Consider the following 12,675-nt stretch of genomic DNA (forward strand, 5'->3'; position numbering starts at 1 on the left):
TTTCTGACGAATGGTTGCTTACTCGCGGAACAGCGCTTCGATATTCAGACCTTGCCCTTGCAGGATTTCACGCAGGCGGCGTAGGCCTTCAACCTGAATCTGACGAACACGTTCACGGGTCAGGCCAATCTCACGGCCGACATCTTCCAGTGTCGCAGCTTCATACCCCAGTAAACCGAAACGACGTGCCAGCACCTCACGCTGTTTGGCGTTCAGTTCGAACAGCCATTTGACGATGCTCTGTTTCATGTCATCGTCCTGCGTGGTGTCTTCCGGGCCGTTGTCTTTTTCATCGGCCAGGATGTCCAGCAGCGCTTTTTCGGAGTCGCCACCCAGCGGGGTGTCAACCGAGGTAATGCGCTCGTTGAGACGCAGCATACGGCTTACGTCATCAACCGGTTTGTCGAGTTGCTCTGCGATCTCTTCCGCACTTGGCTCGTGGTCCAGTTTATGGGACAACTCGCGCGCGGTACGCAGATAAACATTCAACTCTTTGACGATGTGGATCGGCAGTCGAATCGTACGAGTCTGGTTCATAATAGCCCGTTCGATGGTCTGACGAATCCACCAGGTCGCGTAGGTTGAGAAACGGAACCCGCGTTCCGGGTCAAACTTCTCAACTGCGCGGATGAGACCTAAGTTGCCCTCTTCAATCAGATCCAGCAGAGCCAGACCACGATTGCCGTAACGGCGGGCAATTTTCACGACCAGTCGCAGGTTACTTTCGATCATGCGACGACGCGAGGCAACATCACCACGCAAAGCACGACGTGCGAAATAGACTTCTTCTTCGGCCGTTAGCAGTGGGGAGTAACCAATCTCCCCAAGGTAAAGCTGAGTCGCGTCCAGCACACGCTGTGTGGCACCCTGCGATAACAGCTCTTCTTCAGCCAAATCGTTATCACTGGGTTCCTCTTCTACTAAGGCTTTTTCGTCAAAAGCCTCTGCTCCGTTCTCATCAAATTCCGCGTCTTCATTTAAATCATGAACTTTCAGCGTATTCTGACTCATAAGGTGGCTCCTACCCGTGATCCCTGGACGAGACACCCTGGCTGGCATGCCCCGTCAATTTATCGCTGCGGTAAATATTGCAGCGGGTTTACGGATTTCCCCTTGTAACGAATTTCAAAATGCAAGCGTGTAGAACTGGTTCCGGTGCTACCCATGGTAGCGATTTTTTGCCCCGCCTTAACTTCTTGTTGTTCCCGGACCAGCATTGTGTCGTTATGGGCGTAGGCACTCAGGTAATCATCATTATGTTTGATGATAATAAGATTACCGTAACCGCGCAGTGCGTTACCGGCATAGACAACGCGTCCGTCTGCGGTCGCGATGATTGCCTGTCCTTTACTGCCTGCGATATCGATCCCTTTGTTGCCCCCCTCAGAGGTAGCGAAGTTCTCGATGATCTTGCCGTCAGTTGGCCAACGCCAGGTGGTAATTGACGAGCTGGCATTCTGACTGCTTGCAGTCGGTACAGTAGAGCTAACCACAGGTGCCGTAGTCGGTGCTGTGACAACAGTCGCAGTACCTTTATTATTCGGCAACATTTTGTTAGCACTCTGATCACCTGAATCCTCAGAATACGTAATTACAGGTTGTGAAGCAACCACCGTGGTGGTTTTTTGTGCAGGGGTGACGCTGTTATTTTGCGCAGTTATGTCGGCTGCTGAAACGGTGTTGCCTGGCGTAAGCGGTGTCCCCGTCGCGTTGCCAACCTGAAGCGTTTGCCCGACTTCCAGAGCATACGGGGCCTGGACGTTGTTTCGCTGTGCCAGATCGCGGAAATCGTTCCCGGTGATCCAGGCAATATAGAACAGCGTATCGCCGCGCTTCACGGTATAGGTGCTGCCGCCGGTATAGCTACCTTTCGGAATGTTCCCATACTTACGGTTATACACTATGCGGCCATTTTCAGTCTGAACAGGCTGTTCCACTGGCTGTATCTGCGTAGGCTGCGTAACTGGACGCTGAACCGGCTGGATCTGCGGCGTTTGCTGCGCCGTTGAGGTGCCCATTTTAGGCGGAGGGGTGATCAACATTCCGCTGGACGTGTTACCCGAGCCGCTGGTTCCATTAACGGAACTGACGGGCGCAGGCGCGTTATTTGAACTTGTACAGCCTGCCAGCCACAGCGAAACCAGTGATAATGCCGCAACACGGCTGATGGTGAATTTTGGGCTTCCCGCGCTCATTTATCCCCCAGGAATGTGTTAACTACCAGTGACTTAAAAATAACCGTGATGGCACGAACCTATCGCGCCACACCATACGCTGAATTTGCCTTAATAACCCTGGAAAAATCCGAGTCTCAGGCCAGCTCGCCCTTAACCAGGGGCACAAAGCGTACGGCTTCCACGGTATCGATAATAAACTCGCCGCCGCGTCGACGAACGCGCTTTAAAAGCTGCTGCTCATCGCCGACGGGCAAAACAAGAATGCCGCCCTCGTCCAGCTGCGAGAGAAGTGCAGCGGGGATTTCAGGTGGCGCTGCCGTGACAATGATGGCGTCAAACGGGGCGCGAGCCTGCCAACCCTGCCATCCATCGCCGTGGCGTGTCGATACATTATGTAAATCAAGCTGTTTCAGGCGACGGCGCGCCTGCCACTGCAACCCTTTAATCCGTTCCACGGAACAGACATGGTGCACAAGGTGGGCCAGGATCGCGGTCTGATACCCTGAACCGGTGCCAATTTCCAGCACCCGGGAGTCTGGCGTTAACTCCAGAAGCTCCGTCATACGCGCCACCATGTAGGGCTGCGAAATCGTCTGGCCTTGCCCGATGGGCAGCGCCACGTTTTCCCACGCTTTGTGTTCAAACGCCTCATCTACAAACTTCTCACGGGGAACCTGGGCAAGCGCATCCAGCACCTGCTCGTTGGCAATCCCCTGTGCGCGTAATTGTTCCAGAAGAGTTTGTACACGTTTACTTACCATTGCGCGTTCACTCCGACCCGATCTAACCAGTCCGACACCACATCATGCGCGCTATAAGCGGTTAAATCTACGTGCAACGGCGTTACGGAAACGTAACCCTCATCCACCGCAGCGAAGTCGGTGTCTGGCCCGGCATCGCATTTATCTCCCGGCGGGCCGATCCAGTACAGGGTATTGCCACGCGGATCCTGCTGGGGAATAACCTGATCGGCCGGGTGGCGACTGCCGCAGCGCGTCACGCGGATCCCTTTAATCTCGTCCAGTGGGAGATCCGGCACGTTAATATTAAGGATACGTCCGGTACGCAGTGGCTCGCGGCCAAGCGCACGGAGAATGGAGCAGGTCACCGCGGCGGCAGTGTCATAGTGGGTGTGGCCGTTTAACGAGACCGCCAGCGCCGGGAAACCCAGGTGACGCCCTTCCATCGCCGCGGCCACGGTGCCGGAGTAAATCACATCATCGCCAAGATTTGGTCCGGCATTGATGCCGGAGACCACAACATCCGGCCGAGGGCGCATCAGCGCATTTACGCCCAGAAACACGCAGTCGGTCGGCGTCCCCATCTGGACGGCAATATCGCCATTCTCAAAGGTAAAGGTGCGAAGTGAAGACTCCAGCGTCAATGAGTTAGACGCGCCACTGCGGTTACGATCGGGAGCCACGACCTGCACATCCGCAAATTCGCGGAGGTGTTTCGCCAGCGTCTGAATACCTGGCGCATGGATCCCGTCATCGTTACTCAGCAATATTCGCATAATCACCCGACGTGTTGATAAGTTCCCTGACAACACTGGTGGCAAAGCTACCTGCCGGCAGCCAGAAGCGTAACTCGACGGTTACGTCATCCCACCAGTTCCAGCTCAGCTGTTGCGGGTAGAGGAGCATCGCACGGCGCGCCGCCTCGACCTTTTCCCGCACCAGCAACGATTGTAATTCTGGCGCATCCGCCACCGCTGACTGCTCAGCGGCCAGCGCCTCGCCCTGGGTTCCCCAGTCGCCTGAACCCGGCAAGGCGGCGGTAATCATCAGCGTTTTAGCGTCCACGCGCGACTGGACATCGGCCATCTCATCGGCCGTTGCCACAAACCAGCTTCCGCGTCCCGCTAATTGTAGCGCATCGCCGACAACAACTTGATTCGCGTCCGGTTTTTTCAGCCGTTCGCTCACAATCTGATTAAACAACGCACTGCGGGCCGCCGACAACCAAAAACTGCGTTTATTACGATCGCGCACCGGTGCACCGCTTTGCGCCCAGCGCAGCGCACCCAGCAGGTTGCTGCCACCAATGCCAAAGCGCTGTGCGCCGAAATAGTTTGGCACGCCGCGTTCGTTAATGGCCTTCAGGCGTTTTTCAACGTCTTCGCGTTCGGTCACTTCGCGCAACACCAGAGTAAAGGCATTGCCTTTTAACGCTCCCAGACGCAATTTGCGTTTATGGCGGGCGTACTCCAGTACCTTACAGCCCTCAAGCTCAAATTTGCTTAAATCGGGCATGCCGTTGCCGGGCACGCGGGCGCAAAGCCACTGTTCGGTCACGGCATGTTTATCTTTTTGACCGGCAAAGCTCACTTCGCGGGCGTGAATATTGAGGAATTTTGCCAGCGCGTCCGCCACGAAGCGGGTGTTGCAGCCGTTTTTCAGAATGCGCACCAGGATGTGCTCGCCTTCGCCGTCCGGCTCAAAACCGAGATCTTCCACTACCACGAAATCTTCAGGGTTGGCTTTCAGCAGCCCCTTGCCCTGCGGTTCACCGTGCAGATACGTCAGGTTGTCGAAATCCGTCATTTGGCCGCCTTCACCAGCAGCGCCACGGCTTCACAGGCAATGCCTTCGCCACGACCGGTAAAGCCCAGCTTCTCCGTGGTGGTCGCTTTGACGTTGACGTCGTCCATATGGCAGCCCAGATCTTCAGCGATAAACACACGCATCTGAGGGATGTGCGGCAGCATCTTCGGTGCCTGAGCAATGATCGTCACATCAACGTTGCCAAGGGTGTAGCCTTTGGCCTGAATATGACGCCAGGCTTCGCGCAGCAGTTCACGGCTGTCTGCGCCTTTAAAAGCAGGATCGGTGTCCGGGAACAGTTTGCCAATGTCGCCCAGCGCGGCGGCACCCAGCAGCGCGTCGGTCAGCGCATGCAGCGCCACGTCGCCATCAGAATGCGCCAGCAGACCTTTTTCGTATGGAATGCGCACGCCGCCAATGATAATTGGGCCAACGCCGCCAAAGGCGTGTACATCAAAACCGTGTCCAATACGCATTATGCCTTCTCCTGAGGGGTCGTACGGGTAAGATAAAATTCCGCGAGCTGTAAGTCTTCCGGGCGCGTCACTTTTATATTATCAGCGCGCCCTTCAACAAGCGTGGGGTGGAAACCGCAATACTCCAGCGCCGAGGCTTCGTCCGTAATGGTCGCACCTTCTTTAAGCGCACGCGTTAAGCAGTCGTGGAGTAATTCGCGGGGAAAAAATTGTGGCGTCAGCGCGTGCCATAGATCGACGCGCTCGACGGTGTGGGCAATCGCCGGTTTACCCGGTTCGGCACGCTTCATGGTGTCACGCACCGGGGCGGCCAGAATGCCGCCCACGTTACTGGTTTCACTCAGAGCCAGCAGACGTGACAGATCGTCGTGATGCAGACAGGGACGCGCGGCATCGTGCACCAGCACCCACTGCGCGTTCCCGGCAGCCTGAATGCCCGCCAGAACGGAGTCAGCCCGCTCTGCGCCGCCGTCAACGACGGTAATCTGAGGGTGATTCGCCAGCGGGAGCTGAGCAAAACGTGCATCGCCGGGGCTGATGGCAATAACAACGCGTTTCACCCGAGAATGCGCCAGCAGCGCCGCCACGGCGTGCTCGAGGATCGTTTTATCGCCAATTGAGAGGTACTGCTTAGGACATTCTGTCTGCATGCGCCGGCCAAAACCTGCGGCCGGCACCACGGCACAGACGTCCGAAAAAGTTGCTGCCATGTCGTAATCCTGGGCCTGATTATCGATTGTTTTGTGCGGAGCCCTGATTGCGTTTAGACGCATCCGGAACCAGGCGATAAAACGTTTCGCCCGGCTTAGTCATACTGAGTTCATTGCGTGCGCGCTCCTCAATCGCCTCCTGGCCGCCATTGAGGTCATCAATTTCAGCAAAAAGTTGATCGTTACGCGCTTTAAGTTTGGCGTTTGTCGCCTGCTGTGCCGCGACGTCATCGCTCACCCGGCTGTAGTCGTGCAGTCCGTTTTTGCCGAACCACAGCGAATATTGCAGCCAGACCAGCAAAGCCAGCAACAGCAGCGTTAGTTTACCCATCCTGCCCCCTGAAAAAACGGCATCATCATCCCATAACTTTCCGCTGGACTCTACTGCGGGGTTCTAATTATGCCGTAAGTTAGCCCATCAGCCATAAAAACAGCAGGCCAAAGATGACCACAACGGTGGCGATAGTGATGAGCGTACTATACAGAAGCTTGCCGTTGAAAAGGGAGTGCAGCGCCACGCCCACAACCACCGCAACGGGCATCAGCGCTAAAAAGAAAGGCCAGGTATAGAGGAAGAAAAAGAGGGTGTTACCACCGTAGATCAAAAACGGGATACCCAGCGCCAGTAGCCACGATACGAAGCCGACTATCGCCCCAGGGAAGGACCAGGTCGTCTCGTCGTCGGTCGTTAACGGTTCCGACCCGGTGGTAATCATGTAGTTTTCACTGTTGCGCATAGCTAATCCTGTGACCGTGACTCATCGCTCGGGAAGACAGCTCCCGAACGATACCGTCTCAGGATCTGATAATATCGTCCCGTCTGAGCAGGTCTAATAATTGGCTTACTAAATTTGTTACCAATTGTTGACCTTCCAGATGAATCTCAGGGGATTCAGGCGCTTCGTAAACGGAGTCAATGCCGGTGAAGTTTCGCAGCTCTCCCGCGCGGGCTTTTTTGTACAGCCCTTTAGGATCGCGCGCTTCGCAGATTGCCAGCGGGGTATCCACAAACACTTCAATAAAGCGATTCTGCCCCACGCGCTCACGCACCATCTGACGTTCGGCGCGGTGCGGTGAGATAAACGCCGTCAGCACCACCAGCCCGGCATCCGCCATCAGGCTGGCGACTTCCCCCACCCGACGAATGTTCTCTTTACGATCTTCATCGCTGAACCCTAAATCGCTGCACAGGCCGTGACGCACGTTGTCGCCGTCCAGCAGGTAGGTGCTCACCCCCTGCTGATGCAGCGCCTCTTCCAGTGCGCCTGCCACCGTGGATTTACCGGAGCCAGACAGCCCGGTAAACCACAGCACAACCCCACGGTGACCATGGAGCTGTTCGCGCTGGGCGACGGTGACCGGATGAGGATGCCAGACGACGTTCTCATCATGGGCGGCCATCACTTGCCTCCCAGCAGATCGCGTGCGCCCCAGTGCGGGAAGTGCTTACGCACCAGCGCGTTAAGCTCCAGCTCAAACGCGCTGAACTCAGAGGCCACGGCAGCCTGCGCGTTTGGCTCACGCACCATCCCGGCACCGACAGTGACGTTCGTCAGGCGGTCGATAAAGATCAGCCCGCCCGTCACCGGGTTCTGCTGATACGGATCCAGCACCAGCGGCTCGTCGAAGGTCATATCCACAAGACCGATGCCGTTGAGCGGCAGCTCGCTCACGTCACGGTGGGTCAGGTTGTTGATGTCCACCTGGAACTGAATGCCGTCCACGCGGGCGCGGGTTTTCTTGCCGGCGATTTTAATGTCATAGCTCTGGCCTGCGGTCAGCGGCTGTTCCGCCATCCACACCACGTCTACGGATGCGCCCTGCACCGCCGCCAGCGTTTCCTGCGCGTCGACCAGAAGGTCGCCGCGGCTGATATCAATTTCGTCTTTCAGTACCAGGGTTACCGCTTCACCTGCTCCGGCTTCCTCCAGATCGCCATCAAAGGTGACGATTCGGGCAATGGCCGATTCCACACCGGACGGCAGCACCTTCACGCGCTGGCCCACCTTCACCGCGCCGGACGCAATGGTGCCCGAGAAGCCGCGGAAATCGAGGTTCGGACGGTTCACGTACTGCACCGGGAAGCGCATCGGCTGGGTATCAACCACGCGCTGAATTTCAACGGTTTCCAGCACTTCCAGCAGCGTCGGGCCGCTGTACCACGGCATGTTCCCGCTCTGAGAGGCGACGTTATCCCCTTCCAGCGCCGACAGCGGCACAAAGCGAATATCGAGGTTGCCCGGCAGCTGTTCAGCAAAGGTCAGGTAGCTCTGACGGATCTCGTCGAATCGCGCTTCGCTGTAGTCCACCAGATCCATTTTGTTCACCGCCACCACCAGGTGTTTGATCCCCAGCAGCGTAGAGATAAAGCTGTGACGACGAGTCTGATCCAGCACACCTTTACGGGCGTCAATCAGCAGGATCGCCAGATCACAGGTGGACGCGCCGGTCGCCATGTTACGGGTGTACTGCTCGTGCCCCGGGGTGTCGGCGATAATAAATTTGCGCTTTTCGGTAGAGAAGTAGCGATAGGCGACATCAATGGTAATGCCCTGCTCGCGCTCCGCCTGCAAGCCGTCTACCAGCAGCGCCAGGTCGAGTTTTTCGCCCTGGGTGCCGTGGCGTTTACTGTCATTGTGCAGGGAAGAGAGCTGATCTTCGTAGATCTGGCGCGTGTCGTGCAGCAGACGTCCTATCAGGGTACTTTTCCCGTCATCCACGCTGCCGCAGGTCAGGAAACGCAGCAGACTTTTGTACTGTTGGGCGTGCAGATAAGCTTCTACGCCGCCTTCATCGGCAATTTGTTGGGCAATAGTCGTATTCATGGCGGCTCCTTAGAAATAACCCTGACGTTTCTTCAGCTCCATGGAGCCTGCCTGGTCGCGGTCAATCACGCGCCCCTGTCGCTCACTGGTAGTCGACACCAGCATCTCCTCGATGATCTCCGGCAGCGTCTGCGCACTGGATTCCACCGCGCCGGTCAACGGCCAGCAGCCGAGAGTACGGAAACGGACCATCTGTTTTTTGATCACTTCGCCCGGCTGTAAATCAATGCGATCGTCGTCGATCATCATCAGCATGCCGTCGCGCTCCAGCACCGGGCGCTCGGCCGCCAGATACAGCGGAACGATCTCAATATTTTCCAGATAGATATACTGCCAGATATCCAGCTCGGTCCAGTTGGAGAGCGGGAAGACGCGAATGCTTTCGCCCTTGTTGATCTGGCCGTTGTAGTTGTGCCACAGCTCCGGACGCTGGTTTTTCGGGTCCCAGCGGTGGAAGCGGTCGCGGAAAGAGTAGATACGCTCTTTGGCGCGGGATTTCTCTTCGTCACGGCGCGCGCCGCCGAAGGCCGCATCAAAACCGTATTTATTCAGCGCCTGCTTCAGCCCTTCGGTTTTCATGATGTCGGTATGCTTGGCGCTGCCGTGCACGAACGGGTTGATACCCATCGCCACCCCTTCCGGGTTTTTGTGCACCAGCAGCTCGCAGCCGTAGGCTTTGGCGGTACGGTCACGAAACTCGTACATCTCGCGGAATTTCCAGCCGGTATCCACGTGCAGCAGCGGGAACGGCAGCGTACCCGGATAAAACGCTTTACGCGCCAGGTGCAGCATGACGCTGGAATCTTTACCGATGGAGTACATCATCACCGGGTTAGAAAACTCGGCGGCCACTTCGCGGATAATGTGGATACTTTCCGCTTCGAGCTGCCGCAGGTGAGTAAGTCGTTTTTGGTCCATAACCGTTCCTTAAGCCAAATTTATAACAGAAGCGCCAAAGCCTTCTGTGTCGGTTGTGTGTTGGAACCAGGCGAGCGTGCTGTGCAGCTGCACCACTTCTCCCACCACAATCAGGGCGGGCATTGGGGCGTCTTTCGCCAGGGTTGCAAGGTCTTGTAAAGTGCCGATGGCGACATGCTGATCGACGCGTGTCCCGCGGGAGATCACCGCTACCGGCGTCGCCGCATCGCGACCGTGCTGAATAAGCTGTTCGCTGATGTCTGCCGCTTTCATCGTGCCCATATAAATCGCCAGCGTTTGCCGGCTCTGGGCGAGATGCGACCAGTCAAACGGCGTACTGTCGGCTTTATAGTGCCCGGTCACAAAGGTCACGCTCTGGGCGTAATCGCGATGGGTCAGCGGAATACCGGCGTAGGCCGTGACGGCAGACGCCGCCGTAATGCCGGGAACCACCTGGAACGGGACGCCCGCTTCGGCTGCCGCCTGCAACTCCTCGCCACCACGACCGAAGATAAACGGATCGCCCCCTTTCAGGCGCACCACGGTTTTGCCCGCTTTCGCAGCGGCAATCAGCATTTGATTGGTGTCGTGCTGCGGCACGGAGTGCTCGCCGGCACGTTTGCCGACGCAGATTTGCTCCGCGTCACGGCGGATCAGCTCGCGAATACCGTCGGTGACCAGGTGGTCGTAGAACACGACATCCGCATCCTGAAGAACCTGGAGGCCACGCAGCGTGAGCAGCCCGGCATCGCCCGGCCCGGCGCCCACCAGAATGATCACCCCGCCCGTACTGCCGGGGTTATCCAGTTCGTCTTCGAGGATTTGTTGCGCCGCCGTCTCGTTACCGGCCTGCATCAGGCTGGCAAAGCGGCCGCGAAACACACGCTCCCAGAAGCGACGGCGTTCCGTCACGCTGGTCAGACGCGTTTTCAGATGGTTGCGCCAGTAGCTGGCCTTCTCCGCCATACGTCCGAGGCTGGTCGGCAGCAGCGCTTCGATTTTTTCTCTCAGCACGCGCGCCAGCACCGGGGCGGTGCCGCCGGAGGAGATCGCCACCAGCAGCGGCGAGCGGTCGACAATCGACGGGAAGATAAATGAACATAACGGCTGGTCGTCTACCACGTTCACCAGGCGGTGACGGGCCTGGGCTGCGGCGGAGATTCGGCTGTTGAGCGCCCGATCTTCGGTTGCCGCAATCACCAGTACCACGCTGTCGATCTGAGACTCTGCAAAATCCGCCTCTGCAACGATCTGCACCTGCGCCCCGGCGCGTTGCAGGAAGGCGATTTTGCGATCGGCAATTTCACCCGTCCCGACAACCAGTACCGGTCGGTCTTTTAAGGCAGCAAAAAGGGGGAGATAGTCCACAGGCAACAACTCACTAACAACCACGAATAAAGGGACTATAGGGGGCGGCTTAGATCGAATGAAATTACGAATTGGAATGAGTAGTTACTCAATGGAATAACGCCGTGGAAAAGCAAATATCAAAAAGTGCTTAACACGCGAAATTTCGGGCATTTAAGAGCAATTCAAATTGTGTCTACCCGATCACAGTTTCATACTATGCGGGTTAAAATTTTGCTCTGTTTTTAAGGACTCACTATGTTTTCCGCAATGCGCCACCGATTCGTTGCCCTGGCGCTCGGCGTTTGCTTTATCCTTCCGGCTCAGGCAAAAAATCCATCTTACGGTGAAATAGCCAGTATGCAGGCGCGGCATATTGCGACGGTCTTTCCGGGCCGTATGACCGGAACCCCAGCCGAGATGCTCTCGGCAGACTATATTCGTCAGCAGTTTGCGGATATGGGCTATGAAAGCGACATTCGCGCTTTCCACAGCCGCTACATCTATACCACTCGCAATAAAACGCAAAACTGGCATAACGTAACTGGCAGCACGGTTATTGCGGCGCACGAAGGAAAGGCGGCTGAGCAGATTATTATTATGGCGCACCTTGATACCTACACGCCGTTGAGCGATGCCGATGTCGATAATAATCTCGGCGGGCTGACGCTTCAGGGACTGGATGATAATGCGGCGGGTCTGGGCGTGATGCTTGAGCTGGCCGAACGCCTGAAGAATATTCCGACGAAATACAGCATTCGCTTTGTTGCGACCAGCGGCGAAGAAGAAGGAAAACTCGGCGCTGAGAATCTCCTTAAGCGCATGAGCGCTGAGGAGAAGAAAAATACGTTGCTGGTGATTAACCTCGATAATCTGATCGTGGGGGATAAGCTCTATTTTAATAGCGGACAGAGCACGCCGAGCAGCGTACGTAAACTCACCCGCGACCGCGCGCTGGCGCTTGCCCGCACGCATGGCGTCTATGCCGCGACAAATCCGGGCGGTAACCCGGAGTATCCTAAAGGCACAGGCTGCTGTAATGACGGTGAAGTGTTTGATAAGGCGGGCATTCCGGTGCTGTACGTCGAGGCGACGAACTGGGCGCTGGGCAAAAAAGATGGCTATCAGCAGCGCAGCAAATCGAAAGCCTTCCCGGACGGGACCAGCTGGCATGATGTGCGGCTGGATAATCAGCAGCACATTGATAAAGCGCTGCCGCAGCGGATTGAGCACCGCAGCCGGGATGTCGTGAAAGTGATGCTGCCGCTGGTGAAGGAGCTGGCGAAAGCGGGGAAAGCCTGAGGCCGTTAAGCATAGTGCGGCCTTATGCCCTCACCCCAACCCTCTCCCACGGGGCTGAGGGTTCCCCACAAAATAATGCCTGCACAGACGGCCCCCTCTCCCTTGAGGGAGAGGGCTGGGGTGAGGGGGAACATACGGCTCTGGTGGTCATTCCGTTCACGTTATGTTCCTTGCTACTCTGTCACAACATAACCGGTGAACGTGCCAGGGTGGCTCAGTCGCCACCACCCTGGCGACCCGGGCTTCCGGCGGAAAATCGCCGCTTCGCGGTGCCTCCGGCTTTTTCCTTCCGGCTTATCGGGGACGGGCGGAGGTAACATCCCTGTAAAGCCCGCCCTCTCGGCGCATCCCTGCGCCTCGCCCCGGCCTACAGG

The 12,675-nt window shown here is 57.0% G+C and carries 15 protein-coding genes; 2 read left to right on the plus strand and 13 right to left on the minus strand.

Annotation, left to right across the window (positions count from 1 at the left end):
- Positions 1 to 18: 18 nt before the first annotated feature.
- Positions 19 to 1,011, minus strand: a complete 993-nt coding sequence (gene rpoS / locus ACOTXL_RS13745) for an RNA polymerase sigma factor RpoS (RefSeq protein WP_013098493.1) — start codon at positions 1,009 to 1,011, stop codon at positions 19 to 21.
- Between the two features lie 59 nt (positions 1,012 to 1,070).
- Positions 1,071 to 2,135, minus strand: a complete 1,065-nt coding sequence (gene nlpD / locus ACOTXL_RS13750) for a murein hydrolase activator NlpD (RefSeq protein ID WP_225535841.1) — start codon at positions 2,133 to 2,135, stop codon at positions 1,071 to 1,073.
- Here nlpD and ACOTXL_RS13755 point away from each other — a divergent pair.
- Positions 2,068 to 2,217, plus strand: coding sequence for a peptidase (locus ACOTXL_RS13755; RefSeq protein ID WP_225535843.1), 150 nt, complete (start codon positions 2,068 to 2,070; stop codon positions 2,215 to 2,217). The two genes, nlpD and ACOTXL_RS13755, sit on opposite strands and share 68 nt — an antisense overlap.
- A gap of 94 nt (positions 2,218 to 2,311) precedes the next feature.
- Here the strand turns inward: ACOTXL_RS13755 and ACOTXL_RS13760 are convergent, their stop codons facing one another.
- From ACOTXL_RS13760 to cysG, 11 genes are all read right to left on the minus strand, one after another.
- A complete protein-coding gene (locus tag ACOTXL_RS13760; RefSeq protein WP_015571709.1) occupies positions 2,312 to 2,938 on the minus strand; it encodes a protein-L-isoaspartate(D-aspartate) O-methyltransferase in 627 nt (208 codons plus the stop codon).
- Entirely contained in the window at positions 2,932 to 3,693 is a 762-nt protein-coding gene (gene surE, locus ACOTXL_RS13765; protein WP_017382816.1) for a 5'/3'-nucleotidase SurE, read from the minus strand. Before surE ends, ACOTXL_RS13760 begins: the two co-directional genes overlap by 7 nt.
- Positions 3,674 to 4,723, minus strand: coding sequence for a tRNA pseudouridine(13) synthase TruD (gene truD, locus ACOTXL_RS13770; protein ID WP_023323677.1), 1,050 nt, complete (start codon positions 4,721 to 4,723; stop codon positions 3,674 to 3,676). Before truD ends, surE begins: the two co-directional genes overlap by 20 nt.
- Positions 4,720 to 5,199, minus strand: coding sequence for a 2-C-methyl-D-erythritol 2,4-cyclodiphosphate synthase (gene ispF / locus ACOTXL_RS13775; protein ID WP_045350954.1), 480 nt, complete (start codon positions 5,197 to 5,199; stop codon positions 4,720 to 4,722). The genes truD and ispF overlap by 4 nt, the downstream gene beginning before the upstream one ends.
- Entirely contained in the window at positions 5,199 to 5,909 is a 711-nt protein-coding gene (ispD, locus tag ACOTXL_RS13780; RefSeq protein ID WP_022651774.1) for a 2-C-methyl-D-erythritol 4-phosphate cytidylyltransferase, read from the minus strand. Before ispD ends, ispF begins: the two co-directional genes overlap by 1 nt.
- 19 nt (positions 5,910 to 5,928) lie before the next feature.
- Entirely contained in the window at positions 5,929 to 6,240 is a 312-nt protein-coding gene (gene ftsB / locus ACOTXL_RS13785; protein WP_003862095.1) for a cell division protein FtsB, read from the minus strand.
- A gap of 79 nt (positions 6,241 to 6,319) precedes the next feature.
- The gene (locus ACOTXL_RS13790) at positions 6,320 to 6,646 is read right to left on the minus strand and encodes a DUF3561 family protein (protein WP_006811767.1); all 327 of its coding nucleotides are present in this window, start codon (positions 6,644 to 6,646) and stop codon (positions 6,320 to 6,322) included.
- A 58-nt stretch (positions 6,647 to 6,704) separates the two neighbouring features.
- The gene (gene cysC, locus ACOTXL_RS13795; RefSeq protein ID WP_015571713.1) at positions 6,705 to 7,310 is read right to left on the minus strand and encodes an adenylyl-sulfate kinase; all 606 of its coding nucleotides are present in this window, start codon (positions 7,308 to 7,310) and stop codon (positions 6,705 to 6,707) included.
- Positions 7,310 to 8,734: a sulfate adenylyltransferase subunit CysN gene (gene cysN, locus ACOTXL_RS13800; RefSeq protein ID WP_045350955.1), complete on the minus strand. Its 1,425-nt coding sequence runs from the start codon at positions 8,732 to 8,734 to the stop codon at positions 7,310 to 7,312. Before cysN ends, cysC begins: the two co-directional genes overlap by 1 nt.
- Positions 8,735 to 8,743: 9 nt before the next feature.
- Positions 8,744 to 9,652 carry a sulfate adenylyltransferase subunit CysD gene (cysD, locus tag ACOTXL_RS13805; RefSeq protein ID WP_006811770.1) on the minus strand — a complete coding sequence of 303 codons (909 nt, stop codon included), beginning with the start codon at positions 9,650 to 9,652 and terminating at the stop codon, positions 8,744 to 8,746.
- Between the two features lie 9 nt (positions 9,653 to 9,661).
- The gene (gene cysG, locus ACOTXL_RS13810; protein ID WP_045350956.1) at positions 9,662 to 11,020 is read right to left on the minus strand and encodes a siroheme synthase CysG; all 1,359 of its coding nucleotides are present in this window, start codon (positions 11,018 to 11,020) and stop codon (positions 9,662 to 9,664) included.
- 237 nt (positions 11,021 to 11,257) lie between these two features.
- Between cysG and ACOTXL_RS13815 the strand changes: the two genes are divergently transcribed.
- A complete protein-coding gene (locus tag ACOTXL_RS13815; RefSeq protein ID WP_023314743.1) occupies positions 11,258 to 12,301 on the plus strand; it encodes an aminopeptidase in 1,044 nt (347 codons plus the stop codon).
- Positions 12,302 to 12,675: the final 374 nt, after the last annotated feature.

The sequence above is a fragment of the Enterobacter cloacae complex sp. IR5402 genome, from assembly GCF_049238125.1.
Classification (GTDB): Bacteria; Pseudomonadota; Gammaproteobacteria; order Enterobacterales; family Enterobacteriaceae; genus Enterobacter; species Enterobacter hormaechei_C.

Bases quoted from the DNA above. Each gene is read 5' to 3' on its own strand.
- rpoS (WP_013098493.1), bottom strand. From the start codon at position 1,011: ATGAGTCAGAATACGCTGAAAGTTCATGATTTAAATGAAGACGCGGAA.
- ACOTXL_RS13760 (WP_015571709.1), bottom strand. From the start codon at position 2,938: ATGGTAAGTAAACGTGTACAAACTCTTCTGGAACAATTACGCGCACAG.
- surE (WP_017382816.1), bottom strand. From the start codon at position 3,693: ATGCGAATATTGCTGAGTAACGATGACGGGATCCATGCGCCAGGTATT.
- truD (WP_023323677.1), bottom strand. From the start codon at position 4,723: ATGACGGATTTCGACAACCTGACGTATCTGCACGGTGAACCGCAGGGC.
- ispF (WP_045350954.1), bottom strand. From the start codon at position 5,199: ATGCGTATTGGACACGGTTTTGATGTACACGCCTTTGGCGGCGTTGGC.
- ispD (WP_022651774.1), bottom strand. From the start codon at position 5,909: ATGGCAGCAACTTTTTCGGACGTCTGTGCCGTGGTGCCGGCCGCAGGT.
- ftsB (WP_003862095.1), bottom strand. From the start codon at position 6,240: ATGGGTAAACTAACGCTGCTGTTGCTGGCTTTGCTGGTCTGGCTGCAA.
- ACOTXL_RS13790 (WP_006811767.1), bottom strand. From the start codon at position 6,646: ATGCGCAACAGTGAAAACTACATGATTACCACCGGGTCGGAACCGTTA.
- cysC (WP_015571713.1), bottom strand. From the start codon at position 7,310: ATGGCCGCCCATGATGAGAACGTCGTCTGGCATCCTCATCCGGTCACC.
- cysN (WP_045350955.1), bottom strand. From the start codon at position 8,734: ATGAATACGACTATTGCCCAACAAATTGCCGATGAAGGCGGCGTAGAA.
- cysD (WP_006811770.1), bottom strand. From the start codon at position 9,652: ATGGACCAAAAACGACTTACTCACCTGCGGCAGCTCGAAGCGGAAAGT.
- ACOTXL_RS13815 (WP_023314743.1), top strand. From the start codon at position 11,258: ATGTTTTCCGCAATGCGCCACCGATTCGTTGCCCTGGCGCTCGGCGTT.